The organism is Sphingobium sp. TomTYG65 (assembly GCF_055395525.1).
Genome location: NZ_AP027330.1, coordinates 1,113,313 through 1,136,458, shown reverse-complemented (window position 1 = coordinate 1,136,458; position 23,146 = coordinate 1,113,313). Strand labels below are relative to the sequence as shown.

Genomic DNA, 23,146 nt, shown 5'->3' with positions numbered 1-23,146 from the left:
GACCTTCTTACCTGGCCTCAAGCCGCCTCCCGCACCGGCCCCGTCTCATAAAACACCGCCCCACTAGCCGCCATGTCCTGCAACTGCACCGTCGGCGCAAAGCGGTCGCCATGCCGCGCCGTCAGCCGCTCCAGCACCGCCACCACATGGCCGATGCCGACCGTGTCCATGTGGCTGAACGGCCCGCCGGTCCACGGCGCGAAGCCCCAGCCGAAGATCGCGCCCAGGTCGCCATCCTCCACCGTTTCCAGCACGCCTTCCTCATAGCAGCGCGCACATTCCACCAATTGCCGGTAAAGCAGCCGCTCCTTCACCTCTTCCACATCGGGCTGCATCGCGGCGCGGGGGAACATCTCCTCCAGTCCCGGCCACAGATGCTTCTTGCCGCCTTCGGGATAGTCATACCAACCCTTGCCATTCTTCCGCCCGAGCCGGCCCAACTCCACCATCCGCGCCATCACCGCATCTGAAGGCTGCGCCACATAGGCGTCGCCCAGTTCCTTCTGCGCTGCCAGGACGATCTTGTGCCCCAGTTCGATCGACACCTCGTCTCCAACCGCCAAAGGCCCCACCGGCATGCCCAATTGCCGCCCGGCATTTTCGATCAGCGCCGGGTTGATCCCCTCGGCGACCATCTCCACGCCTTCCTGCACATAGGTAGCGAAGCAGCGCGATGTGTAGAAACCCCGCGAGTCATTGACGACGATCGGCGTTTTCCTGATCTGGCTGACGAAATCCAACGCCTTGGCGATCGCGGCCGGGCCTGTCTCCTTGCCCAGGATGATCTCCACCAGCGGCATCTTCTCGACGGGTGAGAAGAAATGGATGCCGATGAAATTTTCCGGCTTCGACCAGGCGCGAGCCAGCTTGGTGATCGGCAGGGTCGATGTGTTGGACCCGAATATCACATCGGGGCCCAGCACCTCTTCGACCTTCTTCGTCACCTCGGCCTTGATCGCCATATCCTCGAACACAGCCTCGATCACGAAGTCCGCCCCGGCAAGCGCCGCGAAGTCCGTCGTCGACGTCACCCGGCCAAGCGTCTCCGCCATCTTCTCCGGCGTCATGCCCTTGCCCAGCCGCTTCTTCAGCTGTTCCTCGACATGCGCCTTGCCCTTTTCCGCATAGGCCAGATCACGGTCGAACAGCAGGACTTCCATGCCCGCCTGCGCCGCCACCGTCGCGATCCCCGCACCCATCATGCCCGCGCCCAGCATGGCCAGCTTCTTCGTCGGAGCCTTGGGCTGATCCTTCGGCCGCCGCGCCCCGCGTTCGGCAGCGTTCTTGTTGACGAACAGGCTGCGGATCATGTTGGCGGCCTGAGGGTCGGCTGCCACCTTGGCGAAATATTTGCTCTCGATCTGGATCGCCCGGTCGAACGGCAGCATCGCCCCTTCATAGACCGCCGACAGCAGCGCGACCGGCGCATGCATGTTGCGTTGCGTCTGCTTGAGCGTCATGGGCAGTGCGCCCACCATAGTCTGCACGAAGCCAGGATTGAACTGACCCGCGCCGCCGGGGAACTTGAACCCTTTGACGTCCCACGGCTGGCTGCTGGCGGACGGATTGGCCTTCACCCATTCCTTCGCCTTCTGGACGGCGGTCCCCTGCGGCGCCACTTCATCTACGACCTTCAGCATCGCCGCCTCGGCGGGGCGGAACAGCTTGCCCTGCAACATATACATCAGCGCCGCCTGCACCCCCATTAGGCGCGGCAGGCGCTGCGACCCGCCGCCGCCGGGGAACAGTCCGATCAAAATCTCCGGCAGGCCCAACTGCGTCTTGGGACTGTCGCCCACCACGCGCCGATGGCAGGCCAGCGCCAGTTCGAACCCGCCGCCGACGCATGTGCCCTCGATCGCGCACGCCACCGGCTTCCCGCATGTCTCCAGCCGCCGGAACAGCTGATTGAGCGCAGAAACCTGCTGATAAATGTCCGCCGGGGCAGGGCGCTTCCCCGCCGCGCTCGCCAGCATCGACCCGAAATATTTAAGGTCCATGCCCGCCATGAAGCCGCTGTCCTTGCCCGAAGCAATGACCGCGCCCTTGATCTCTTCTTCCGCCGAAATCCGCGTGATCGCGGCGTCCAGATCGGCCAGGAACTCCGGCCCGATCACGTTCATCGACTGGCCCGGCACGTCGATGGTCAGCGTGGCGATCCCGTCACCGTCAATGTCGAAGCTGATGGTCTGCATCATTCTGTCTCCCGGCTCCCACCTCCGTTCGCCCTGAGCCTGTCGAAGGGCGTTAGCGACGAGCTTCGACAAGCTCGGCCCGAACGGAGTTTTGTTCTCTCAAACCCGCTCGATAATGATCCCGGTGCCCATGCCGGCACCCACGCACAGGTTCACCAGCGCCGTACCCTTGCCCGACCGTTCCAATTCATCCAGCGCCGTTCCCAGCACCATCGCGCCCGTAGCGCCCAGCGGATGGCCCATCGCGATCGCGCCGCCATTCACATTGATCCGGTCATGGTCCAAATCCATCGCCTGCATGTAGCGCAGCACCACGCTGGCGAAGGCTTCGTTCAGCTCCCATAGGTCGATGTCATGGCTGCTCATGCCCGCCCGGTTGAGCAGCTTGCCCGCGACGAACTCCGGCCCCGTCAGCATGATCAGCGGTTCGGACCCGATCGACGCCATCGCCCTGATCCGGGCGCGGGGCTTCAGCCCATATTTCTCACCCATCTCCTTGTTGCCGACCAGCACCGCCGCCGCGCCGTCGACGATGCCGGAGCTGTTTCCGGCATGATGGACATGGTTGACCCGCTCCAGTTCGGGATATTTCAGCAGCGCGACCGTGTCGAAGCCCGGCATGTCCTCGCCCAGCGCGGCAAAGCTGGGCTTCAGCGCGGCGAGTGACTGCATCGTGGCGTCCGGCCGCATATGCTCGTCATGGTCCAGTACGACTTGGCCGATCACATCGCGCACCGGCACGATCGACTTGGCGAAGCGTCCTTCGTCCCATGCTGCCTTGGCCCGTCGCTGGCTTTCCACTGCATAGGCGTCCGCATCGTCGCGGCTGATCCCGAATTTGGTCGCGATCACATCGGCGCCGATGCCCTGTGGCGCGAAATAGGTCTTGTAGGCGACGGCCGGGTCCATCGCGATCGCGCCGCCGTCTGAAGACATGGGCACGCGGCTCATCGATTCGACACCGCCGCCGATGGCGAGGCCCGCTTCACCGGAATAGATTTTGGCGGCCGCCATGTTCACCGCTTCCAGTCCCGACGCGCAGAAACGGTTGATCTGCACGCCCGGCACGGTCTGCGCATAATCGGCATTCAGCACCGCCGCCCGCGCGATATCGCCGCCCTGTTCGCCGATGGGGGTGACGCAGCCCAGGATGACGTCATCCACGTCCGCCGTATCGATGTCGTTCCGGTCCCGCACCGCCTGCAACACCTGAGTCGCCAGCTGAACCGGCGTAATCTCGTGCAGCGACCCGTCGGGCTTGCCCCGGCCGCGCGGCGTCCGTACGGCGTCGTAGATAAAGGCTTCCATCGCTTCGTCATTCCTCTCCGCTGGCGCAGCAAATGTATTTACGTTTACGTAAAGTGCAAGCTTTTCTGAAAACCCGTTCTACTCGCTATTTCCTTCATGAATTCCGCTCCCTCGGAGCCATTACCGCTCGACCGGGTTTGACGCTCAAGTCCAATTCGGGTTCAAGCATCATCAGTGTCAGAGGCTGATTCCCCTCCAGCGCCATCGCCTTTCGCCATCCCCATCTTCCGCGCGGTATGGTTCGCCAGCCTCGCGTCCAATTTCGGCGGCCTCATTCAGTCCGTCGGCGCGGCATGGATGATGACGTCGCTCTCCGGCTCGCCCCAATTGGTCGCGCTGGTTCCGGCTTCCACGACGCTCCCGATCATGCTGCTCTCGCTCTGGGCGGGCGCGGTCGCCGACAATCTCGACCGGCGGTTGGTCATGCTCGCCTGCCAGGTTTTCATGCTCCTGGTCTCCGCGCTCCTGGCCCTTTTTGCCTGGGCCGGACTGCTGACGCCTTGGTCGCTGCTGGCCTTCACCTTCCTCGTCGGCTGCGCCACCGCGATCAACGGCCCGGCTTGGCAAGCGTCGGTTGGCGATATGGTCCCGCGATCCCAATTGCCCAGCGCCGTCGCGCTCAACAGCATGGGCTTCAACCTGGCGCGCAGCGTCGGCCCGGCCTTGGGTGGCATCATCGTGGCTGCTGCAGGGGCCGCCGCCGCCTTCCTGACCAACGCCCTCAGCTATATCGGCCTTGCCGTGGTTCTGCTCCGCTGGCAGCCGGAACGCCCGCCGCAGCTTCTGCCACGCGAGCGGCTCGGCGTCGCAATGGGGGCGGGGGTCCGCTATGTGGCCATGTCGCCCAAGATTCAGCTGGTTCTGTTCCGGGGCGCGGCCTTCGGCATCGGCGCGAGCGCAGTGTCCGCCCTCATGCCCCTGGTTGCGCGAGACATATTGGGCGGCGGCGCTCTCACCTTCGGTCTGCTGAGCGGCGCGTTCGGAATCGGCGCAGTGCTGGGCGCGCTGTCGTCCGGAAGGCTCCGGCGGCGCTTCGACATCGAAACGATCGTCCGTTCCGCCGCGCTGGCGCTGGCGGTGGGAACGGCGGTCGCAGCTTCCACTGGATGGCTCGCACTGGCGATCGCCGGCTTCCTGCTGTGCGGCGCAGGTTGGGTCATCGCGCTCTCGACCTTCAACGTATCGGTCCAGATGTCCGCTCCCCGATGGGTTCTGGCGCGCGCCGTCGCGCTTTACCAGATGATGGCCTTCGGTGGCATGGCGGTTGGTGCATGGCTGTTCGGCTGGCTCGCCGAGCATCTGGGTGTCGTCACCTCGCTCCACGTTGCGGCCGGCGTGCAGCTTGCCGCCGCCTTGATCGGCTTCTTCCGCCCCTTGTCCCAGACCGGTGACGAAAATCTCGACCTGCTGAACCGCTGGCAGGAGCCCCAGACCGCCGTCCCGATCGAACCCCGCAGCGGCCCCGTAGTCGTCACGATTGAATATCGGATTCCGGCTGGCTCCATCGTCCCCTTCCTCGCCGCGATGAGCGAAAGGCGGCGCATCCGGCGGCGCGATGGCGCACATGGCTGGTCGCTGCTGCGCGACCTGGCAGATCCCGAATTATGGATCGAGCGCTATCATGTTTCGACCTGGCTCGATTATGTTCGCCACAATCGCCGCCGCACCATGGCCGACACCGCCAATTCGGACGCTCTTGCGGCCCTGCACAGCGGACCACATCCTCCGGTGGTTCACCGTATGCTCGAACGCCAGACCGGCTCGCTCCCGATCGGCCGGATGCCGGATGTGCGCGAAATGGACGACCCGATGACCGATCCTACCCGGTCGAGCTGAAAGCTCACTCTTCGGGCAGATCATCCGGCGTATCGATATCCAGCAGCGCGCTGCCCATAGCCTCGATCTGCACGCCCCGGCTCAGCAGCGCCCGCGCGCCCTGGTCCCCCCGCAATGTCAGCAGTTCCGGAAAATGCTTGCGTCCGATGAAGGCGGGCGGGGAGGAGGAAAAGCCGTCCGTACTCGCCACGACCGACCGCACATCCTCCGCCGCTAGGCATATGCGGTTATAATGCGACTGCGGCACATAGGGCATGTCGCCCAGGCAGATGAGAATGCCCCGGCATCGCTTGATCGGCATGACATGCTCTACTGCCAGGACGATGCTGCTCGCCAATCCCTCTTCGGGATGATCATTGACCAGGATGTTGTAACCGCGCCGCTCCAGCCTGCGGTGGATCTCCGTAGCCTGGGCGATCGGCCGCGCCACGGCGACCAGCTCGGCAAAGGCGAGCGAGGCGACTGCCTCCAGCGTGTGGGCGATCAGCGGCTTGCCGCGCAGATCGGCAACCAGCTTGTCTTCTTCGCCGAAGCGCGACGACGTACCCGCGGCCAGCAGCACTGCGGCGATATGCTCGGTCCGCATGCGTCAGAGTGCGCGCGGCTGAGGCGGGAAAGGCGACGGAAATGGCATGAATAGCGGACCGATTTATAATTGTTGCCGATGATCTGCCAGCCATCCGGAATTCTGTCCATAACATGCGCAAAGGAGACTGGCGTTCCGCTTGTAGAGCGGCCATATGCGCGCTGAACGAAAACAGACAGGAGTAGTGCCTTCCATGGACTATGATCCCGATGCCGAGGCGGTTGGCGAAGCGATCAAGGAAGCCGTGCCCGCAAATGTTTCAGAGGCCATCCGGACGCTGATCCGCTGGTCGGGGGACAATCCGGAACGCGAAGGTCTGCTGGAAACGCCCGAACGTGTCGCCCGCGCCTGGCGCGAATATTGCCGCGGCTATACCGACGATCCGGCCTACCACCTGTCCCGCATCTTTCATGAAGTGGGCGGCTATGACGACATCGTGCTGCTGAAGGACATTCCGTTTCAGTCGCACTGCGAACATCATATGGCGCCGATCATCGGGCGCGGTCACATCGCCTATCTGCCGGGCAAATATGTCGTGGGCATATCGAAGCTGGCGCGCGTGCTGCATGCCTTTGCCAATCGCCTGCAGGTGCAGGAAAGGCTGACTGCCGAAGTCGCCAATTGCATCTGGGAGAATCTGAAGCCGCAGGGCGTAGCGGTTGTCATCGAAGCGACCCATGGCTGCATGACCGGGCGTGGGGTGCGCACCCCCAATGTCCTCATGAAGACCAGCCGCATGCTCGGCGTGTTCCGCGATGATGAGAAGAGTCGCGAGGAAGTGCTGAAGCTTATCGACTCGTGAGCGAAGAGGAGGCACCCGCTTACCGCCCTCTCGGCGGAGCGCGCGGACGGACGGAAGGATCTCTGCCGCTGGCGAACAAGCGGTTGGCACTCGTCACCGGGGGCCATCGGCGCCTCGGTGGCGTTATCGCCGCCGGCTTCTCGCGCGCGGGCTATTCGCTCGCTATCCACGGCAGTCACGATACGCGGCTGGACTCCGCCCTCGCCCTCGCCCTCGATGAAAGCGGGACGGAGTGGGACGGTTTCACCGCCGATTTCTCCGACCCGGAAAGCGCGGAAGAATTGGTCGCCAAGGTGGCCGAGCGTTTCGGTCGCCCGCCCGACATTCTCGTGAACAGCGCCGCCATATTTGGTCAGGACCGGCTGGACAGCGTCACGGCGGACGACCTGATGCGTCATTATGCAGTCAACTGCGCTGCGCCTGCTCTTCTGACAAAGGCGTTCGCGACGATCCCTGCGGGGGTCGCGGACCGCTGCATCATCAATATCCTCGACCAGAGGATCGACCATCCGCATGCCGACCAGTTGGCCTATACGCTGTCGAAGGCCGCGCTGGCGGGGCTCACCCGCCTGTCCGCCTCCAGTCTTGCACCTCATATCCGCGTCAATGCCGTGGCGCCCGGCCTCACCATCGCGACGCCTGACTATGACGAGGAGCAGATGAAAAAGCTGCAATCCGCGATGCCATTAGGCCGCCTGCCGTTGGCTGAGCAGATCGCCGAAGCCGCCCTCTATCTCGCGCAAGCAAGCGCTGTTACAGGGCAGACGCTATATGTCGATGGCGGCGCGCATCTGCGCAGCTATGACCGCGACTTCATGCATATGGGGCGGTGAGCAGGCCGACAGGGTTTTCGCGCCCATTCAGAGTTTTGGGGAGATGACGATGAGCTTTGAAACGATCCTGGTTGAGCAGCGTGAAGCGGTGACGCTGGTGACTCTGAACCGGCCGCAGGCGCTGAACGCGCTGAATACCCAGGTTCTGGCCGACTTGAGCGCCGCCTTCGCTGCCTATGATGCCGATCCCTCGCAACTCTGCCTCGTACTGACGGGCAGCGAAAAGGCGTTCGCCGCAGGTGCTGACATCAAGGAAATGGCGACCAAGGAAGCGGCCGACTTCTTCCTTGAGGATTTCTTTTCCGGCTGGCAGCGCGATGTGGTCGCGACCCGCAAGCCGTGGATCGCCGCAGTCGCGGGTTTTGCCCTTGGGGGCGGTTGCGAACTGGCGATGATGGCGGACTTCATCATCGCCGCAGATACCGCCAAGTTTGGTCAGCCCGAGATCAAGCTTGGCGTCGCGCCCGGCATGGGCGGATCGCAGCGCCTGACCAAAGCGGTCGGCAAGGCGAAGGCGATGGAAATGTGCCTGACCGGCCGCATGATGGGTGCTGAGGAAGCCGAACGTTCTGGCCTGGTATCGCGCGTGGTTCCGGCTGCGGACCTAGTGGAAGATGCGCTCAAGACAGCTGCCACCATCGCCGCAATGCCTCCCATGGCCACGATGGTGAACAAGGAAATGGTGAACCTCGCGTTCGAGACCGGCCTGGCCCAAGGGCTTCTGAGCGAAAGGCGTTTGTTCCAGCTGCTGACTGCAACGGAGGACCGGACCGAGGGTATGGCGGCCTTCGTCGAAAAGCGCCCGGGCGTGTGGAAGGGCCGCTGAACAAGCGGCCTCCATGTCATCCATTTGGACCTGAAAAAATATCCACAATTATCCACAGCTTTAGGCTGTGGTCGTCTTCATCTTGTCAGATTCCGCTTTGAGCGACTCGCTTTTGGTGAGACCATCGTCCTATCGAAACGAACGACGAAACGGAGAAATCCGGATCTTCAAATCAAAGAGAAATCAATGATTTGACGGGTGTTTCGATCATCAGGCGGATGTTGGAACCGAAAGGATCGAACAAAAGCCGGATGGTCTTCAATGGACGATGTCATGTACGCGCGAAAGCGAACGTTGGGCATCGAAATTTTGAAGACAGGCTGCGGGATATGGCTGAACAAGCCGGACAACCGGAGCCAACACGATGCAAAGCCTTTCAGGTGACAGCATCGCGCGCCGAGTCCGATGATCGCATCCTGAACGGGAAGCGGATCCTGAGACACGACGGAAGTGGGGACCGGCAGCAATGCCGGCCCCCATTTTGCATTGAGGGCTTGTGGAAACAGCCTCATTTTTTCGGCCAGAGCCATAGCCACATCGCTCCCGCAGCAGCCAACCACAGGATGATGACGCACGCTGCACCGGCCTTGCTGGAAGGCCGCTCCGCCCGACGCCGGGCCTCAACCCTATATTTCGCCATCAGTGGCCGGGGAATAAGCCGGACGGCCAGGAAGATGCCGAAGGGGACGATCAGAAGATCATCAACATAGCCCACGACAGGAATAAAATCGGGGATCAGGTCGATGGGACTGAGCGCATAAGCAGCGACAAGTGCTGCGATCAGCTTCGCCAGAGCCGGGGTCCTACTGTCGCGCGCTGCAATCCACAGGGCCAGAATATCGGCCTTCATGCCTTTCGTCCACGCCCGCAGCCTCTGCCAGATCATCGCCATGAGCTTAGCCTAGGGCGGCGGGTTTCATTTAGGAAGGCTGGTGCCGGATGCAGGATTCGAACCCGCGACCTTCGGTTTACAAAACCGCTGCACTACCACTGTGCTAATCCGGCGTGTCCGTACGGACGGTGAAGCGCCTTACTATCAGATGACGCCGAACGTCCAGCCCTCCGTTGCGGCAATCTGCGGATTGAGCGGGGCCGGGGTCCATAGGCTTGGCCGGGGCGCGGCATTGCGCAGCCAGGCGGCGGTCACGATTGCGTCTGAGCCATGATCGTCGGGCGGCAATCCTTCGTGAGGCGCAGAACCAAGGGCGAACAGCGCATCGTTTAGCGCGGCGAGATCGCGCATCTTCGTCCGCCCCTTCGGCCGTCCAGCCGCCCTGGCAGCGATGCTGGTATAGATTTCGACGACCAGCGAGCTTTCGCGCGAGGGCGGATCGAAGGGCCAGACGGGCACATGAGGCCGAACAAGGTGCAGCAATCGCATCCCCGCAAAACTCGCTTTGGCCACCTGCGCCGCGCCGATCGCATCATAGACGGTCGACGGCTTGCCGCCGCCGCCCGCGTTATAATGCGCTTCGCATACCCGATTGTGCATATAGTCGGCCTTCACGCCGTCCGCTTTTCCGAAATAGAAATGGCGGCGGTGCGTGACATGCAACAGGCTGGCCGCGCCGAGATCAGGATCGTCGCAAACCCGATCGACATAGGCCCAGAAGTCCGGCCCATTCACTGGCGTATCCTCGCCAGGCAAATAGGCATTTCGCGCGATGAATGGCGGGGCGAAGCTGAAATCGAACCCGAATAACGTGGGCGTCTCCGCCGCAGCCGTGACCAGCCATTCGCCAACGGCCGATCGCGACCAGAATCCGCCGTCGGGTGGATGAACAAGCTTAGGCACGCCTTCGCCACGCTCGCACAGAGCAACCCCGATCCCCTTGTGTCGCACGCCCTTCGCGCCCGACCAATCAATCGCGGCATAACGTTCGAAGCGCGGAGTCACGAATCTTGGCGGCGCTCTGCTCGCAGCCGGTCCCAATAAGCCATGCGTTCGGCCACCCGCGCCTCGAACCCGCGATCGGTGGGCGCGTAGAAGTTCTGAGGCTCCATCTCCTCAGGCCAATAATTGTCCCCTGAAAAACCTTCGGCGCTATCATGGTCATATTGATAGCCCTTGCCATAGCCGATCGACTTCATGAGCCGTGTCGGGGCGTTCAGGATATTCTTGGGCGGCACCAGCGATCCTGTGTCGCGGGCCGACTTCCAGGCGGTCTTCATGGCCCCATAAGCGGCATTGGATTTGGGCGCGGTGGCGCAATAGAGGCATGCCTGAACGATCGCCAACTCACCCTCCGGGCTCCCCAGAAAGTCATACGCATCCTTGGCTGCAAGGCATTGCACCAGCGCTTGCGGGTCGGCGAGGCCGATATCCTCGCTGGCAAAGCGGACCAGACGCCGCAGCACGTACAGCGGCTGCTCTCCCGCCGTCAGCATCCGCGCCATATAATAGAGCGCCGCCTGTGGATCGGACCCGCGCAGAGATTTATGCAGCGCGGAGATAAGGTTGTAATGCCCTTCCCGGTCTTTGTCGTACACTGCCATGCGCCGGTGGAGCAGGGCGGAGAGCCCCGCCGGATCCAGCGGTTCCGCCAGGTCGATCGAATAAAGCGTCTCGACCTGGTTCAGCAGGAAGCGCCCATCGCCATCCGCACTCGCGAGCAAGGCGTCCCGCGCCGCGTCGGTCAGCGGCAAGGGCCGCCCTGTCAGCTCTTCCGCCCGGTTCAGCAGCAGGTCGAGAGCCGCAGCGTCGAGCCGGTGCAGGATCAGCACTTGCGCCCGCGACAGCAGCGCCGCGTTCAGTTCAAAGCTCGGATTTTCCGTTGTCGCGCCGACCAGCGTGACCGTTCCATCCTCCACAAAGGGCAGGAAGCTGTCCTGCTGTGCGCGATTGAACCGATGGATCTCATCCACGAACAGCAGCGTCTTGCCGCCACGCCGGGCGTGATCCTTGGCCGCGGCGAAAACTTTCTTAAGGTCGGCGACGCCTGAAAACACTGCGGAGATCGGTTCGAAGCGCATGTCCACCGCGTCCGCCAGCAAGCGCGCGATGGTTGTCTTGCCTGTACCGGGCGGTCCCCACAAAATGATCGAGGAAAGCCGTCCCGCCGCCACCATCCGACCGATCGCGCCTTCCGGCCCGGTCAGATGATCCTGGCCCACGACGTCGGACAGGGTGCGAGGGCGCAGCCGATCGGCCAGCGGTGCATTTTCCGCAGGCTCGCCGGTCATATCTGCGTCGGAAGCGAAAAGATCAGCCATCGACCCCGATATAGGGAAGGCACCGCCGTTAAGGAACCGGGCTGGAGCGCAGCAAGGCTCCCTGCGATCGCTGGCGAATGACGCGGAGATAGGTGTCGACCAGCGCTTGGTTCACCTGATCCCAGCCATATCGCTCCGCTTCAGCCATGGCGGCCGCGCCCGCGCTGGCACGCGCGTTCGGATCGTTGCAATAGGCCGCTAGCGCGTCGGCAAAAGCGCCGATCGCACCGGGACGAATCAGGCGTCCCGTCACACCGTCGGTAACCAGGCTTTCACTGCCCGTCGCCCGCGCCGCAACAGTGGGCAGCGCGCAGGCCATCGCCTCCAGCGTCACATTGCCGAAGGTCTCGGTGATCGACGGGTTGAACAGCATATCCATGCTGGCGACCGCACGGCCGAGGTCTGCGCCCTTCTGAAAACCGGTGAAGACGGCGTTCGGCAGACGATTTTGGAACCATTCGCGGGCGGGGCCTTCGCCCACGATCAGCACCTTGTGCCGCACATTCCGCAGCGACAATTGGTCGATCGTGTCGGAAAAGACGTCCAGCCCCTTTTCCATCACCAGGCGGCCGATAAAGCCAATCACGGGTTCGTTATCGTCGATGCCAAGCGCCTGCCGCCATGTCAGGTCGCGCCGGCTGGGATTGAAGATCTGCCGGTCGATGCCGCGCGTCCAGATGCCCACGTCATAGCTCATCCGTTGTTCGCGCAGCAGTTGCGCCATCGATTCGGATGGAGCGACGATCGCGTCGCACCGGCGATAGAAACGGCGCAGCAGGGATTCGATCGCGGGCTCCAGAAACGCCAGGCCATAATAGCGCGGGTAGGTCTCGAACCGCGTGTGAACCGATGCGACTGCGGGCAATCCTCCGCTCCGTGCCCAACTCACTGCCCGATGACCAAGCGGATCGGGGCTGGAGACATGGACGAGATTTGGACGAAAGCGCTTCAGGTCCCGCCGTACGGCGCCCGACATGCGATAGGGGATGCGATATTCCCTGCGACCCGGAACAGAGAAGGATGGCGCGCTGACAAGGTCGCCCGTGGGTTCGAATGCAGGGGTCGCGATGGTCGGCGAATAGACGCGCACGGCCGCGCCCTGGCTCAGCAGATAGCCGACGAAACGATTGAGCGCCTGATTGGCGCCATCGCGCACATAATTGTAATTGCCGCTAAAGAGCGCGACGCGAAGGCCAGTGACATCCATCCGCCGCCCCTTAACCCAGGCGAACAAAAAACCCAAGGGAACCGCATGCGGCAACGGGCTTTTTGTCACTGCGATGGTGGGAAAGCGGTCACCATCAAGGTGCCGCAGGAGAGGAAGAAATGACCGACAGCTTCCGCAAAGGCATGCGGGTGAAGTGGAACTGGGGCCAGGGCATCGGCCGTGGCCGCGTAGCTGAAAAGTTCGACCGCCATGTCGAACGGACGATCGAAGGCGCGCTGATCCGGCGCAACGGATCGGCCAAGAATCCCGCCTATCTCGTCCAGACCGACAATGGCAGCGAAGTGCTGAAGCTGGGCTCTGAACTCAGCCGCGCCTGAAGGCGCCACATCACTGACCAGGCTCATCATGCTGAACTTGTTTCAGCGTCCACCGCCCCATGCGCGGCAGTATAATCCACCCTCTCGCCAACCGCCTGCGCTCCTGCCATAGGGCCGCATGGCTGATCATCTTGTCGTCGAAGCATTGCTGACCGGGACGCCGGTTCCTTTCCGGGACAATGACTATAGCGCCATAGCCAAGCGGCCGCTGGACGGCGTTGTCCGGATCAACTGGCTCGGCCTGGAAGGTGACGCGGTGGCCGATCCCGTTCACCATGGCGGCTGGGACAAGGCGATCCATCTTTACCCGCAAGACCATTACCCCTGGTGGCGCGAGCGCAAGCCGGATCATCCGCTGCTCGCCGGGCCGGGCGCGTTCGGGGAAAATATCGCGTCGCACGGCATGACCGAGGAGCAGATCTGCCTTGGCGATCGCTTCTCCCTGGGCAGCGCCATCGTGGAGGTCAGTCACGGCCGTCAGCCCTGCTGGAAGCTCGATCATCGCTTCGGCACGCGCGATGTGCTCGCGACAATCGTGAAAACCGGACGGTCTGGCCTCTATTTTCGCGTTCTGCGCGAAGGAGAGGCGGAGGCGAAGTGCCGAATGGACCTGCTCGACCGGCCTTTGCCGCAATGGCCGATCGCGCGTGTCTTCCGCCTGCTGATCGGCGGCGGTCACAAGGCTGAGCCCGATGCGGTGCGTGCGCTCGCGGGTATGCCGGTGCTGGCCGAGGCTTGGCGCGACCGGGCGCGAAAACTAGCGGAGTAGGCGGGTGAGACCAAATCTTCCGCCAGTCCATCTGGTGTGGCGGCGGACTGCTCCCTATAGCTGAACCATGGCATCGACCCAAAAGCAGAAGAAACCCGACAAAGTCCGGCCCGCCGGCTTTCCGACCCGCGACCAGGTGATGGACTTCATCACTTCCTCCGATCAGCCGGCAGGCAAGCGGGAGATCGCCAAGGCGTTTGGCCTCAAGGGGCAGGAAAAGATCGCGCTGAAGGCGTTGCTGAAGGACATGGCGGACGAGGGGCTGCTCGACATCGGCCCGGCGCGCGCTTTCCACAAGATGGGCGGCGTACCCAAGGTGACGGTGCTGCGCATCGTGGACGTCGATGGCACGACCCTCATCGCCACGCCCGAACGGTGGGAGGCGGAAGGGCAGCCGGCGCCGCGCTTGCGGGTGGTGGAACGCGGGAAGAGGGGCGCGCTGACGATCGGCGATCGCATCCTTGCACGCACGGAAGAGGCGGGACGCGGTTGGGTCGCTCACCCGATGAAGAAGCTCGCCAAGGCCAGCGAGGAACTGCTTGGCGTGGTCGAAGCGGGCGAGGGCGGCAAGCTGTGGCTGCGTCCCGTGGATAAGCGCATCCGCAAGGATACGCCGATCAGCGATGCCGGCAATGCAAAGCCCGGCGACCTTGTCCTGGCTGAACCGGTCGGCCGTCCGCCGCGTATCAGCGCGCGCGTCACCGACATATTGGGCGATCCCTTCGCTCCCCGCAGCTTCAGCCTGATAGCCATCCACAAACATGGCATCCCGCACGTCTTCCCGGAGAAGGTGGAAGATGAGGCGGTGGCAGCGTCAGAGATCGCCCTGCATGAGGACAAGCGCGAGGACCTGCGCCACCTTCCCATCATCGCAATCGACCCGGTCGATGCGCGCGATCATGACGATGCGGTCTGGGCCGCCCCGGACGAAGACCCCGCCAATCCCGGCGGCTATCGCGCCGTCGTCGCGATCGCCGACGTCAGCTATTATGTCCGTCCCGGCAGCGCGCTCGACAAGGAAGCCCGTAAGCGCGGCAACAGCGTCTATTTCCCCGACCTCGTCGTGCCGATGTTGCCGCACCAGCTGTCCTCCGACATGTGCTCGCTGCGCGCGGGGCAGGACCGTGCCGCCATGGCCTGTCATCTCGTCGTCAATGCGCAGGGTAAGGTGACGGAGTGGCGCTTCACCCGCGCCATCATCCGCGTGGCCGCCGTCCTCGCCTATGAGCACGCCCAAGCCGCTATTGACGGGAATGGGGGGGAGGAAGGGCTCCAGGCCGAGCTTCTCGAAACCGCCCTGAAACCCCTCTGGGCCTGCTGGAAACTCCTCCGCAAAGCCCGCGACAAACGCGATCCTCTCGCCCTCGACCTCCCGGAACGCCGTGTCGTCCTGGACGAAAACGGCAAGATCGTCAGCGTGGCCGTGCGGGAACGCCTCGACGCGCATATGCTGATCGAGGACTATATGATCGCCGCCAACGTCGCCGCCGCCAAGGCGCTGGAGGCGAAGAGGGCGCCTGTCATGTATCGCGTCCACGAACCGCCGAGCCGTGAAAAGCTGGTGGCGCTCAAGGATTATCTCGCCACCTTCGACATCGACTTCGCTCTGGGACAGGTCATCAAGCCCTCCACCTTCAACCGCCTGATCGACCGTATCGGAGAGGCGGAGGAAAAGCCGCAGATCATGGAGCAGATACTGCGCAGCCAGACCCAGGCTTATTATGCCCCGCAGAACATGGGGCATTTCGGCTTGGCGCTTGGCTCTTACGCGCATTTCACCTCGCCCATCCGCCGCTACGCCGACCTGTTGGTCCATCGCGCGCTGGTCGGGGCCTATGCCCTCGAACTACCTGCTCCCAAGGGTGGCGTGCTGCCCGACCGGACCTCGCTCAGCGGCGATGATTATGAGAATATGGGCCGCGTCGGCGAGATGATCAGCCAGCATGAACGGCGCGCCATGGAAGCGGAGCGGGAGACAATCGACCGTTATGTCGCCGCCTATCTCGCCGCGCATGTCGGCGAACTGGTCGACGCGCGCATCACCGGGGTTCAGAATTTCGGCTTCTTCGCCACGGTCGAAGGTCTCGGCGGGGATGGTCTCGTCCCCGTTTCCACCATGGGCGATGAGCGCTTCTTCTTCGACGAGGCTGGCCGGGCGCTTGAAGGTGTGCAGAGCGGCAACCGCTACACGGTTGGGCAGCATCTCCAGCTGCGCCTGGCCGAAGCCGACCCGGTCAACGGCAGCTTGCGCTTCGAACTCCCCGACGCGCCGCCGCAGCGCCCCAGCTTCAAGAAAGATCGGGTGCGCCCCGGCGCCAAACGCGGCCGCCCCGCCAATATCCGCCACATCGGCGCAAAGCGGGGGCGGCACAAGCGGTAGACCTCCCCCAATCGAGGCGAATCCAAATCCCGTTCGCCTTGAGCTTGTGGAACGGCGCTCCCCTGTCTTCCGCCTCAGCTTAGACGGTCGATAGCCTCGATACCAAGCCCACCTGGAATGACCATGATAGGGCAGGGCAGCTTGCCCGCATCGGCGCCCGCAAAGTGCGAAACCAACGCCCCCGGATGGCCGCTGGCCGCCGCACCGAGCACCAGCGCGGCCACATCGGGCATTTCGTCCAGCGTCTCGCGGACCACCGCGACTGGATCGCCTTGCCGTACCGTGATGCTCGGCCGAATGCCCGACTCCTCGGTCAGCGTTCCCGCCGCATTCGTCACTAATGCCTCGGCGCGTTGGCGGGCTTCATCCTCCATCGTCGCCTGAACGCCGCCCCATTGCACGAACTCCGCAGGAGGCACGAGCGCCAGGATGCGGATGGAACCCGCTGTTTTGGCGGCACGCCGCGCTGCGAAGCGCAGGGCCGTTTCGGCCTCGGGCGATTCGTCCACTACAACCAGATAAGTGCGCATGGCTGTCACATTCCTTGCCGGATTTGGCGGGCGAACCGGCTCTTGCCCTGCATCCTTGAACCAATTTGGTGAATTGTGAACCAGTCTGGTGAAATGTGGCTGATTATCGGCTCTGGTGCAAGCCGCAGCCTTGACCCCTCGGTTCAAAGGGTGAAAACGGCTCTCAACGCTGCCCGTCCGCTCGGGAAAAGAAGAGAGGCCTTCACGCATGAGCAAGAACATCCAAATGCCCGCCTTGTCCCCCACGATGGAGGAAGGGACGCTGGCGAAATGGCTTGTGAAGGAAGGCGACACCGTTTCCTCCGGCGACCTGCTCGCGGAGATTGAGACCGATAAGGCGACGATGGAATTTGAGGCTGTCGACGAAGGCAAGATCGCCAAGATCCTGGTCTCCGAAGGTTCCGAAGGCGTGAAGGTCGGCACCGTCATCGCAATCATCGCGGAAGAGGGCGAGGACCTTGCCGCAGCAGCCGCAGGTGGCGGCGCGCCCGCACCCAAGCCTGCCGGGGCGCCCAAGGCCGATCCAGTCCCCGCAAAGGCCGAAACGCCCGCGCCCAGGGCCGACGCCGCTCCCGCCAAGTCCAGCGATCGCGTAAAGGCCAGCCCGCTCGCCCGTCGTCTCGCCGAGGCGAAGGGCCTCGATCTCGCCAGCGTCACCGGCTCGGGTCCCAACGGCCGCATCGTCAAGGCGGACCTTGAGGGCGCCGCCGTTGCTCCCGCCGCAGCACCCAGCCAGGCTGCTGCTGCCGCGCCCGCTGCGCTCGCTCCTGTCGCCCACGCCGCGCAGGACTTTGGCATCCCCCATGAAGTCATCAAGCTCAGCGGCATGCGCAAGACGATCGCCCGCCGCCTCACCGAATCCAAGCAGCAGGTGCCGCACATCTACCTCACCGTCGATGTGCAGCTCGACAAGCTGCTGAAGCTGCGTACCGAACTGAACGCGGGCCTCGCCAGCCGCAACGTCAAGCTGTCGGTCAATGACCTGCTGATCAAGGCGCTGGGCGTCGCCCTCATCCAGGTGCCCGCATGCAACGTCCAGTTCGCTGGCGACCAGATGCTTCAGTTCAAGCGCGCGGACATTTCCGTCGCCGTGTCCATTCCCGGCGGTCTCATCACCCCGATCGTCACCGGCGCCGACAGCAAGGGCGTCGCCGCCATCTCGACCGAGATGAAGGACCTCGCCGCCCGCGCCAAGGACGGCAAGCTCAAGCCTGAAGAATATCAGGGCGGCACCGCGTCGCTGTCCAACATGGGCATGTTCGGCATCAAGCAGTTCGAAGCCGTCATCAACCCGCCTCAGGCGATGATCATGGCGATCGGCGCAGGCGAGAAGCGGCCCTTCGTCGTCGATGACTCGCTCCAGATCGCGACCGTCATGTCCGCGACCGGCAGCTTCGACCATCGGGCGATCGACGGCGCGGATGGCGCTCGCCTGATGCAAGTCTTCCGTGAGCTGGTCGAAAATCCGCTCGGCATGCTCGCCTGATGGCCTACACCGACGAGCAGCCGCCGGAAGCCAGCCCCGCGGTGCGCGTCATCGCCATGCCCGCCGATACCAACCCCTATGGGGATATTTTCGGCGGCTGGTTGATGAGCTTGATGGACTCGGCGGCTGGTTCCGTCGCCGCCCGGCACAGTCATGGCCGCGCCGTGACCATCGCTGTGGAGGGCATGACATTTCTGCGCCCGGTAGTGGTCGGCGATGAAGTATCGGTGTTCGCAACCCTCAAATCCGTTGGTCGCACGTCGATGAACATCGCGGTAGAGGCTTGGCGCCGTACACGCCATGACGACCGTTCCTATCGCGTGACACAGGCCACCTTCACCTTCGTGGCGATCGGTGAGGATCGCCAGCCCCGTTCCGTGCCGCCCCTCCCGGCGGAATCTGACAAGAAAGACTGATCATGGCTGAGAATTACGATGTCATCGTTCTGGGTTCTGGCCCTGGCGGCTATGTGGCCGCGATCCGTGCCTCGCAGCTTGGCCTCAAGACCGCCATTGTCGAACGCGAAAATCTGGGCGGCATCTGCCTGAACTGGGGCTGCATCCCGACCAAGGCGCTGCTGCGTTCGGCCGAAATCTATCATTATATGCAGCATGCCAAGGATTATGGTCTGGCTGCCGAGAAGATCAGCGCCGACATCGACGCGGTCGTGAAGCGCTCGCGCGGCGTCGCCAAGCAGCTCAATCAGGGCGTCACGCACCTGATGAAGAAGAACAAGATCACTGTCCACATGGGCGAGGGCAAGCTCACTGGAAAGGGCAAGCTCAGCGTCACCAAGGACGGCAAGACCGAGGAACTGACGGCGAAGAACATCATCGTCGCCACCGGCGCTCGCGCCCGCGATCTGCCCTTCGCCAAGGCGGACGGCAAGCGCGTCTGGACCTACCGCCACGCCATGACCCCGCCCGAAATGCCAACCAAGCTGCTGGTCATCGGATCGGGCGCGATCGGTATCGAATTTGCAAGCTTCTACAATGACATGGGCGCGGACGTCACCGTTGTCGAAATGCTGGACCGCGTTGTGCCGGTCGAGGATGCGGACGTCTCCGCCTTCCTCGAGAAGGCGCTGAAGAGGCAGGGTATGACCATCATGACCGGCGCTGGCCTTGAAAAGCTGGAAGTCGGCGCAAACGGCGTAAAGGCCGCGATCAAGGGCAAGGATGGGAAGGTCGTCAACGGCGATTACAGCCATGTCATCGTCGCCATCGGCATCGTGCCCAACACGGAAAATATCGGCCTCAAGGAACTGGGCGTCGCGGTGGACGATCGCGGCTTCCTGAAGACCGACGAAATGTGCCGCACCAATGTCGATGGCCTTTGGGCGATCGGCGATATCACCGCGCCGCCATGGCTTGCGCACAAGGCCAGCCATGAAGGCGTGATCGCCGCCGAAGCCATCGCGGGCGAGCATCCGCACGCCATGGACCCGCGCAATATTCCAGGCTGCACCTATTGCCACCCGCAAATCGCCAGCGTCGGCCTTACCGAAGCCAAGGCGAAGGAAGCGGGCTATGAGGTGAAGGTCGGCATGTTCCCCTTCATCGGCAATGGCAAAGCGATCGCGCTCGGCGAGGCGGAAGGCTTCACCAAGACCGTGTTCGACGCCAAGACCGGCGAACTGCTGGGCGCGCACATGGTCGGCGCTGAAGTCACCGAAATGATCCAGGGCTTTACCGTCGGCAAGACGCTGGAAACCACCGAAGCGGAACTGATGCACACGGTCTTCCCGCATCCGACCATTTCGGAATCGATGCACGAAAGCGTGCTTGCCGCCTATGGGCGCGCGCTACATATCTGATCGCCGATCCTGGCTCGGGGGCGCGGGGGCTTTCGTGCTCGCGCTCCTCGGCGTTCTCCTGATCGCGTTGCTGCAGCGGTCGGGGTGGTTTGACGCAGTCAACATCTCGGCGATGAAGGCGGCTGGGGTGGCGAGGGACAAGCTGTCCGGCGTCACGCCCGTCATGTTGGCTGCCTCGCTCATCGGCGGCAATATCGGCCGCTGGGTGATCGCTGCGGCCGCAATCGGCATCCTCCTGTGGCGGGGCAAGCGTCCTTCGGCACTATGGTTCGCGCTCGTCATGGCGGGCGGCACATTGCTGAACTTCGTGCTCAAGCAGATCTTCGCCGCTCCCCGGCCCGATCTTCTGCCGCATCTGGACATCGTCCACAGCTACAGCTTCCCGAGCGGCCATGCGGCCTACAACATGATGCTGTTCGGCGCGCTGGCCATGCTGTCGCGCCGACGCATAGGCTATGTGTTGGCGGGCCTCGCCATCGCCCTGATTGGCGTCAGCCGCGTCTGGCTCGGCGTTCACTGGCCAAGCGATGTGCTGGCGGGCTGGATCAACGGCCTGGGCTGGCTATGCCTTTGCTATCATTGGCTACCAGCGCGGCGACGGGAGCAGCAGCGCGTTGCCTAACCGCTGATGCGGCGGCATGCCATCGGCAGTGACGAAGCCGTGGACCCAGAAACTGTCATAGGCGGTGGCGATCGCCACCAAAAGCAACAGCGCCGCCGCACCTGCAAAGACCGGCCGTGCCATATTAACACCCCGTTCCGGCATGATCGTCAGCAAGGCGAGCGGCAAAAGCGGAAGGAAATAGCGCCCCTGCGTGCCCTGGATGAAATCAGCGCCCAGCGGCGTCGCCGTCAGATACATGGCCGTTTCGATCAGCAGCGCGATGCCGCCCGCAACGGCCAGCCACCACAACCGACGGCCGATGCTGATCCTCGCGCCCAACCCGCTCAAAACGCCGGCTCCCACCATCACAGCCGCCAGGGGATAGGCAGCCAGCGGCAGCAGGACCGCGTTCCATCCAAAGCGCCCCACAATCTGCAACACATAAACCGGCGCGCGCTCTACGACACTCGAAGAAAGCGCTCGAACATAGGCACCCGGATCGGCGATGATGACCGCAAGCTGTGCGGCAAGCGGGGCCGTCATGACATTCTCCCCGGTCTTGCGCGACATGATGTGATACAGGGCCGGACTGCCACCCGACATCTTCATCCAGAGAATGAATACCAGCGCGCCGGCCGCCATCGCTCCCAATAGCAGCCATGGCCTCCAATCCCGGCGATGCTGCGGCCATTGCAGCCCAGCAGCCATCAGCGGCAGATAGACTCCCTTAGCCAGGGCAAGCAGCGGTGCGGTAATCCACAACCCGGCCGAGCGCGCGGCATTGCTGCCAATGGCGGCGACGCGCAGCGACAGCGCCAATGCAACAAATCCGATCCCGTTGATCACCGCATCGGGCGAGAGCGACCCCGTCTGATAACAGAATGTCGGAAGTAGAGCGGTCGCCAGCAAGGCATTACGACCGAACGGGATGAGCCCCAGCGCCGCACCCAACAGCGCTAGGCCAGACAGCGCGTTCGTCAGCCGTCCGACGTAGAATCTCCCCAGCCGGGGCAGACCGAGCGCCTCGCCCAACAGCAGCCCGACAGCGCCCGGCGCATAGAGGCTCGGCGCATAATTGGCGACGTTCGGGAAATCGGCGAAGCTTGTGCCGGGACGCCCGGCATCCGCCTTCCACGCCTTTTCCAGCATGGTCCGGTCGAACTGGCGCGATCCGGGCCCTGCATCGGTCGGAAAGTCCACGCCATGCAGATCAACCGCCGATCGCGGCAACTCCGCACCAGTCGATCCGCCCCGCTGCTCCGTCAGAACCCGCCCGCCGGACAGCATCAGCGCTTTCATATAATGCTGATTTTCATCGGGCGCCTGAAAAGGCGGCGTGAGAACCGCAAAGGCAAAGGTCGCGACGCAGATGAGCGCCAGGAGCCATGACTGCATCGCGCTCGCCGGAACAGCAAAGGGCAGGTGAGATGCGTCGCCACGCGATATCGATAACCTGTCCTGCCGCATGGTCCCCATTTCAACTCATCATCCCGCGCCCTTAGCGGGAAGGGCCAGCTATAACCTCCAATCGGTAACACAGCGTCAACGCGAGCCTCAGTCGCGGTTACCCAATCAATCCTCCCTTACTGGAGAGGGAGATAGCGCCCTCTCAGCCTTCAGAGTGTGGCGCGGCGCGTTGGGGCACAAAAATGATCAGCAACATAATGGCGGCGGCCAGGACTGCGGTCGCCAAAGGTCGACTGAAATCCAGCCCGCCCTTGGCAACCGGTTTGTCAAGAAAATCGCCCACGGTCGCACCGAGCGGGCGCGTAAGGATGAAAGCGGCCCAAAATAACGCCACGCGACTTATCTTCGTCGAGAAATAAAGCGCGGCGATAATTGCCAGCGCGCTGCCGAACACGAGCGCGGCACCCGAATAGCCAAGGCTGCTGTCGGCGATCCAATCCCCCAAGGCCGTGCCGAGCGTCTGCGAGAAGGTGATGGTGATCCAGTAAAACAGCTCTTCACGAGGACCTGACACCGTATTTACCGAAACGCTGCCCAACATCTGATGCCAGCTGAACAATGACAGCAGAACACAGCCCAACAGGAGCAGCGATCCACCAGGATAGCCAATCCCCAACGATCGAGTGGCGAAATCCGCCAATGTCGTTCCCGCGGTTGTCGATGCGATGATCGTCGCCCAATAAAGCCAATGATTGAAGCTGCGCGCCCTGATTTGAAACCATATAAGCGCTATTAGCAAAAGGCCGAAGATCCCCGTGCCAACCAGATAACCGTTGAGGCCCGACTGCCCCGCTTGAGAAGTGGTTTCGCCAAGCCAAGACATGCTGACGGCGTCGCCGCCTGTCTCACCAAGGGTCGTGGCTAGGATTTTTATTATCCAGAATCCGAGCGTCACCGCGGGCACTTTTACAAGATTTTCTCTGAATCCATTTTCGGTCATCACGGCACCT

22 protein-coding genes and 1 tRNA gene are annotated in these 23,146 nt (G+C 63.2%); 11 read left to right on the top strand and 12 right to left on the bottom strand.

Translation table 11 applies throughout. The annotated features are described in order from the left end of the window. Nucleotides 1-17 precede the first annotated feature (17 nt). Nucleotides 18-2,195, bottom strand: a complete 2,178-nt coding sequence (locus ACZ5Y5_RS05585) for a 3-hydroxyacyl-CoA dehydrogenase NAD-binding domain-containing protein (RefSeq protein ID WP_464810186.1) — start codon at nucleotides 2,193-2,195, stop codon at nucleotides 18-20. Nucleotides 2,196-2,294: 99 nt separating this feature from the next. Continuing rightward, nucleotides 2,295-3,503 carry an acetyl-CoA C-acetyltransferase gene (locus ACZ5Y5_RS05580; protein ID WP_464810185.1) on the bottom strand — a complete coding sequence of 403 codons (1,209 nt, stop codon included), beginning with the start codon at nucleotides 3,501-3,503 and terminating at the stop codon, nucleotides 2,295-2,297. 174 nt (nucleotides 3,504-3,677) lie between these two features. Between ACZ5Y5_RS05580 and ACZ5Y5_RS05575 the strand changes: the two genes are divergently transcribed. Further along, entirely contained in the window at nucleotides 3,678-5,339 is a 1,662-nt protein-coding gene (locus tag ACZ5Y5_RS05575; protein WP_464810184.1) for an MFS transporter, read from the top strand. 4 nt (nucleotides 5,340-5,343) lie between these two features. On the opposite strand, the gene ACZ5Y5_RS05570 is transcribed toward ACZ5Y5_RS05575, so the two are convergent. Continuing rightward, nucleotides 5,344-5,925, bottom strand: coding sequence for a nucleotidyltransferase family protein (locus ACZ5Y5_RS05570; RefSeq protein WP_464810183.1), 582 nt, complete (start codon nucleotides 5,923-5,925; stop codon nucleotides 5,344-5,346). A gap of 193 nt (nucleotides 5,926-6,118) precedes the next feature. Here ACZ5Y5_RS05570 and folE point away from each other — a divergent pair, with 193 nt between their 5' ends. Genes folE through ACZ5Y5_RS05555 form a run of 3 tightly spaced genes read left to right on the top strand, consistent with a single transcriptional unit; the run spans nucleotide 6,119 to nucleotide 8,386 of the window. Further along, nucleotides 6,119-6,727: a GTP cyclohydrolase I FolE gene (gene folE / locus ACZ5Y5_RS05565; RefSeq protein ID WP_464810182.1), complete on the top strand. Its 609-nt coding sequence runs from the start codon at nucleotides 6,119-6,121 to the stop codon at nucleotides 6,725-6,727. Beyond that, complete coding sequence (locus ACZ5Y5_RS05560) at nucleotides 6,724-7,560, top strand: SDR family oxidoreductase (protein ID WP_464810181.1); 837 nt, start codon at nucleotides 6,724-6,726, stop codon at nucleotides 7,558-7,560. Before folE ends, ACZ5Y5_RS05560 begins: the two co-directional genes overlap by 4 nt. Before the next feature lie 49 nt (nucleotides 7,561-7,609). Next, entirely contained in the window at nucleotides 7,610-8,386 is a 777-nt protein-coding gene (locus ACZ5Y5_RS05555) for an enoyl-CoA hydratase-related protein (protein ID WP_464810180.1), read from the top strand. Between the two features lie 167 nt (nucleotides 8,387-8,553). Here the strand turns inward: ACZ5Y5_RS05555 and ACZ5Y5_RS05550 are convergent, their stop codons facing one another. The 6 genes from ACZ5Y5_RS05550 to ACZ5Y5_RS05525 form a co-directional block, all read right to left on the bottom strand. Then, entirely contained in the window at nucleotides 8,554-8,916 is a 363-nt protein-coding gene (locus ACZ5Y5_RS05550) for a hypothetical protein (protein WP_464810179.1), read from the bottom strand. Further along, nucleotides 8,895-9,278, bottom strand: coding sequence for a YkvA family protein (locus ACZ5Y5_RS05545; protein WP_464810178.1), 384 nt, complete (start codon nucleotides 9,276-9,278; stop codon nucleotides 8,895-8,897). The genes ACZ5Y5_RS05550 and ACZ5Y5_RS05545 overlap by 22 nt, the downstream gene beginning before the upstream one ends. Nucleotides 9,279-9,316: 38 nt before the next feature. After that, a tRNA-Thr gene (locus ACZ5Y5_RS05540) sits at nucleotides 9,317-9,391 on the bottom strand. Between the two features lie 31 nt (nucleotides 9,392-9,422). After that, nucleotides 9,423-10,283 (bottom strand): hypothetical protein, encoded by an 861-nt coding sequence (locus ACZ5Y5_RS05535; RefSeq protein WP_464810177.1) that lies wholly within the window; start codon nucleotides 10,281-10,283, stop codon nucleotides 9,423-9,425. Further along, on the bottom strand, nucleotides 10,280-11,599 hold the full coding sequence (locus ACZ5Y5_RS05530) for a replication-associated recombination protein A (protein WP_464810176.1): 1,320 nt from the start codon (nucleotides 11,597-11,599) through the stop codon (nucleotides 10,280-10,282). The genes ACZ5Y5_RS05535 and ACZ5Y5_RS05530 overlap by 4 nt, the downstream gene beginning before the upstream one ends. 28 nt (nucleotides 11,600-11,627) lie before the next feature. Further along, on the bottom strand, nucleotides 11,628-12,806 hold the full coding sequence (locus ACZ5Y5_RS05525; protein WP_464810175.1) for a glycosyltransferase family 4 protein: 1,179 nt from the start codon (nucleotides 12,804-12,806) through the stop codon (nucleotides 11,628-11,630). Nucleotides 12,807-12,925: 119 nt separating this feature from the next. Here ACZ5Y5_RS05525 and ACZ5Y5_RS05520 point away from each other — a divergent pair, with 119 nt between their 5' ends. The 3 genes from ACZ5Y5_RS05520 (at nucleotide 12,926) to rnr (ending at nucleotide 16,293) form a co-directional block, all read left to right on the top strand. Beyond that, complete coding sequence (locus ACZ5Y5_RS05520; protein WP_464810174.1) at nucleotides 12,926-13,144, top strand: hypervirulence associated TUDOR domain-containing protein; 219 nt, start codon at nucleotides 12,926-12,928, stop codon at nucleotides 13,142-13,144. Between the two features lie 118 nt (nucleotides 13,145-13,262). Then, nucleotides 13,263-13,913, top strand: coding sequence for an MOSC domain-containing protein (locus ACZ5Y5_RS05515; RefSeq protein WP_464810173.1), 651 nt, complete (start codon nucleotides 13,263-13,265; stop codon nucleotides 13,911-13,913). A gap of 67 nt (nucleotides 13,914-13,980) precedes the next feature. Beyond that, the gene (gene rnr, locus ACZ5Y5_RS05510; RefSeq protein WP_464810172.1) at nucleotides 13,981-16,293 is read left to right on the top strand and encodes a ribonuclease R; all 2,313 of its coding nucleotides are present in this window, start codon (nucleotides 13,981-13,983) and stop codon (nucleotides 16,291-16,293) included. Between the two features lie 74 nt (nucleotides 16,294-16,367). On the opposite strand, the gene ACZ5Y5_RS05505 is transcribed toward rnr, so the two are convergent. After that, nucleotides 16,368-16,823: a universal stress protein gene (locus ACZ5Y5_RS05505; protein ID WP_464810171.1), complete on the bottom strand. Its 456-nt coding sequence runs from the start codon at nucleotides 16,821-16,823 to the stop codon at nucleotides 16,368-16,370. 208 nt (nucleotides 16,824-17,031) lie between these two features. On the opposite strand from ACZ5Y5_RS05505, the gene ACZ5Y5_RS05500 reads away from it, so the two are divergent. The 4 genes from ACZ5Y5_RS05500 to ACZ5Y5_RS05485 are packed head-to-tail and all read left to right on the top strand — an operon-like array spanning nucleotide 17,032 to nucleotide 20,747. After that, nucleotides 17,032-18,309: a pyruvate dehydrogenase complex dihydrolipoamide acetyltransferase gene (locus tag ACZ5Y5_RS05500; protein ID WP_464810170.1), complete on the top strand. Its 1,278-nt coding sequence runs from the start codon at nucleotides 17,032-17,034 to the stop codon at nucleotides 18,307-18,309. Beyond that, the gene (locus ACZ5Y5_RS05495; RefSeq protein WP_464810169.1) at nucleotides 18,309-18,725 is read left to right on the top strand and encodes an acyl-CoA thioesterase; all 417 of its coding nucleotides are present in this window, start codon (nucleotides 18,309-18,311) and stop codon (nucleotides 18,723-18,725) included. Before ACZ5Y5_RS05500 ends, ACZ5Y5_RS05495 begins: the two co-directional genes overlap by 1 nt. Before the next feature lie 2 nt (nucleotides 18,726-18,727). Beyond that, nucleotides 18,728-20,125, top strand: a complete 1,398-nt coding sequence (gene lpdA, locus ACZ5Y5_RS05490) for a dihydrolipoyl dehydrogenase (protein WP_464810168.1) — start codon at nucleotides 18,728-18,730, stop codon at nucleotides 20,123-20,125. Next, the gene (locus tag ACZ5Y5_RS05485) at nucleotides 20,103-20,747 is read left to right on the top strand and encodes a phosphatase PAP2 family protein (RefSeq protein WP_464810167.1); all 645 of its coding nucleotides are present in this window, start codon (nucleotides 20,103-20,105) and stop codon (nucleotides 20,745-20,747) included. Before lpdA ends, ACZ5Y5_RS05485 begins: the two co-directional genes overlap by 23 nt. Here the strand turns inward: ACZ5Y5_RS05485 and ACZ5Y5_RS05480 are convergent. Beyond that, a complete protein-coding gene (locus ACZ5Y5_RS05480) occupies nucleotides 20,709-22,196 on the bottom strand; it encodes a DUF2142 domain-containing protein (RefSeq protein ID WP_464810478.1) in 1,488 nt (495 codons plus the stop codon). The two genes, ACZ5Y5_RS05485 and ACZ5Y5_RS05480, sit on opposite strands and share 39 nt — an antisense overlap. A 142-nt stretch (nucleotides 22,197-22,338) precedes the next feature. Then, nucleotides 22,339-23,136 (bottom strand): COG4705 family protein, encoded by a 798-nt coding sequence (locus ACZ5Y5_RS05475; protein WP_464810477.1) that lies wholly within the window; start codon nucleotides 23,134-23,136, stop codon nucleotides 22,339-22,341. Between the last annotated feature and the right edge of the window lie 10 nt (nucleotides 23,137-23,146).

Coding starts and splice junctions, on each gene's coding strand:
- ACZ5Y5_RS05545 (WP_464810178.1), bottom strand. CDS start 9,278: ATGGCGATGATCTGGCAGAGGCTGCGGGCGTGGACGAAAGGCATGAAG.
- ACZ5Y5_RS05495 (WP_464810169.1), top strand. CDS start 18,309: ATGGCCTACACCGACGAGCAGCCGCCGGAAGCCAGCCCCGCGGTGCGC.
- rnr (WP_464810172.1), top strand. CDS start 13,981: ATGGCATCGACCCAAAAGCAGAAGAAACCCGACAAAGTCCGGCCCGCC.
- ACZ5Y5_RS05585 (WP_464810186.1), bottom strand. CDS start 2,195: ATGCAGACCATCAGCTTCGACATTGACGGTGACGGGATCGCCACGCTG.
- ACZ5Y5_RS05520 (WP_464810174.1), top strand. CDS start 12,926: ATGACCGACAGCTTCCGCAAAGGCATGCGGGTGAAGTGGAACTGGGGC.
- ACZ5Y5_RS05515 (WP_464810173.1), top strand. CDS start 13,263: ATGGCTGATCATCTTGTCGTCGAAGCATTGCTGACCGGGACGCCGGTT.
- ACZ5Y5_RS05475 (WP_464810477.1), bottom strand. CDS start 23,136: ATGACCGAAAATGGATTCAGAGAAAATCTTGTAAAAGTGCCCGCGGTG.
- ACZ5Y5_RS05500 (WP_464810170.1), top strand. CDS start 17,032: ATGAGCAAGAACATCCAAATGCCCGCCTTGTCCCCCACGATGGAGGAA.
- ACZ5Y5_RS05480 (WP_464810478.1), bottom strand. CDS start 22,196: ATGCGGCAGGACAGGTTATCGATATCGCGTGGCGACGCATCTCACCTG.
- ACZ5Y5_RS05570 (WP_464810183.1), bottom strand. CDS start 5,925: ATGCGGACCGAGCATATCGCCGCAGTGCTGCTGGCCGCGGGTACGTCG.
- folE (WP_464810182.1), top strand. CDS start 6,119: ATGGACTATGATCCCGATGCCGAGGCGGTTGGCGAAGCGATCAAGGAA.
- ACZ5Y5_RS05530 (WP_464810176.1), bottom strand. CDS start 11,599: ATGGCTGATCTTTTCGCTTCCGACGCAGATATGACCGGCGAGCCTGCG.
- ACZ5Y5_RS05580 (WP_464810185.1), bottom strand. CDS start 3,503: ATGGAAGCCTTTATCTACGACGCCGTACGGACGCCGCGCGGCCGGGGC.
- ACZ5Y5_RS05505 (WP_464810171.1), bottom strand. CDS start 16,823: ATGCGCACTTATCTGGTTGTAGTGGACGAATCGCCCGAGGCCGAAACG.
- lpdA (WP_464810168.1), top strand. CDS start 18,728: ATGGCTGAGAATTACGATGTCATCGTTCTGGGTTCTGGCCCTGGCGGC.
- ACZ5Y5_RS05555 (WP_464810180.1), top strand. CDS start 7,610: ATGAGCTTTGAAACGATCCTGGTTGAGCAGCGTGAAGCGGTGACGCTG.
- ACZ5Y5_RS05485 (WP_464810167.1), top strand. CDS start 20,103: ATGGGCGCGCGCTACATATCTGATCGCCGATCCTGGCTCGGGGGCGCG.
- ACZ5Y5_RS05550 (WP_464810179.1), bottom strand. CDS start 8,916: ATGGCTCTGGCCGAAAAAATGAGGCTGTTTCCACAAGCCCTCAATGCA.
- ACZ5Y5_RS05525 (WP_464810175.1), bottom strand. CDS start 12,806: ATGGATGTCACTGGCCTTCGCGTCGCGCTCTTTAGCGGCAATTACAAT.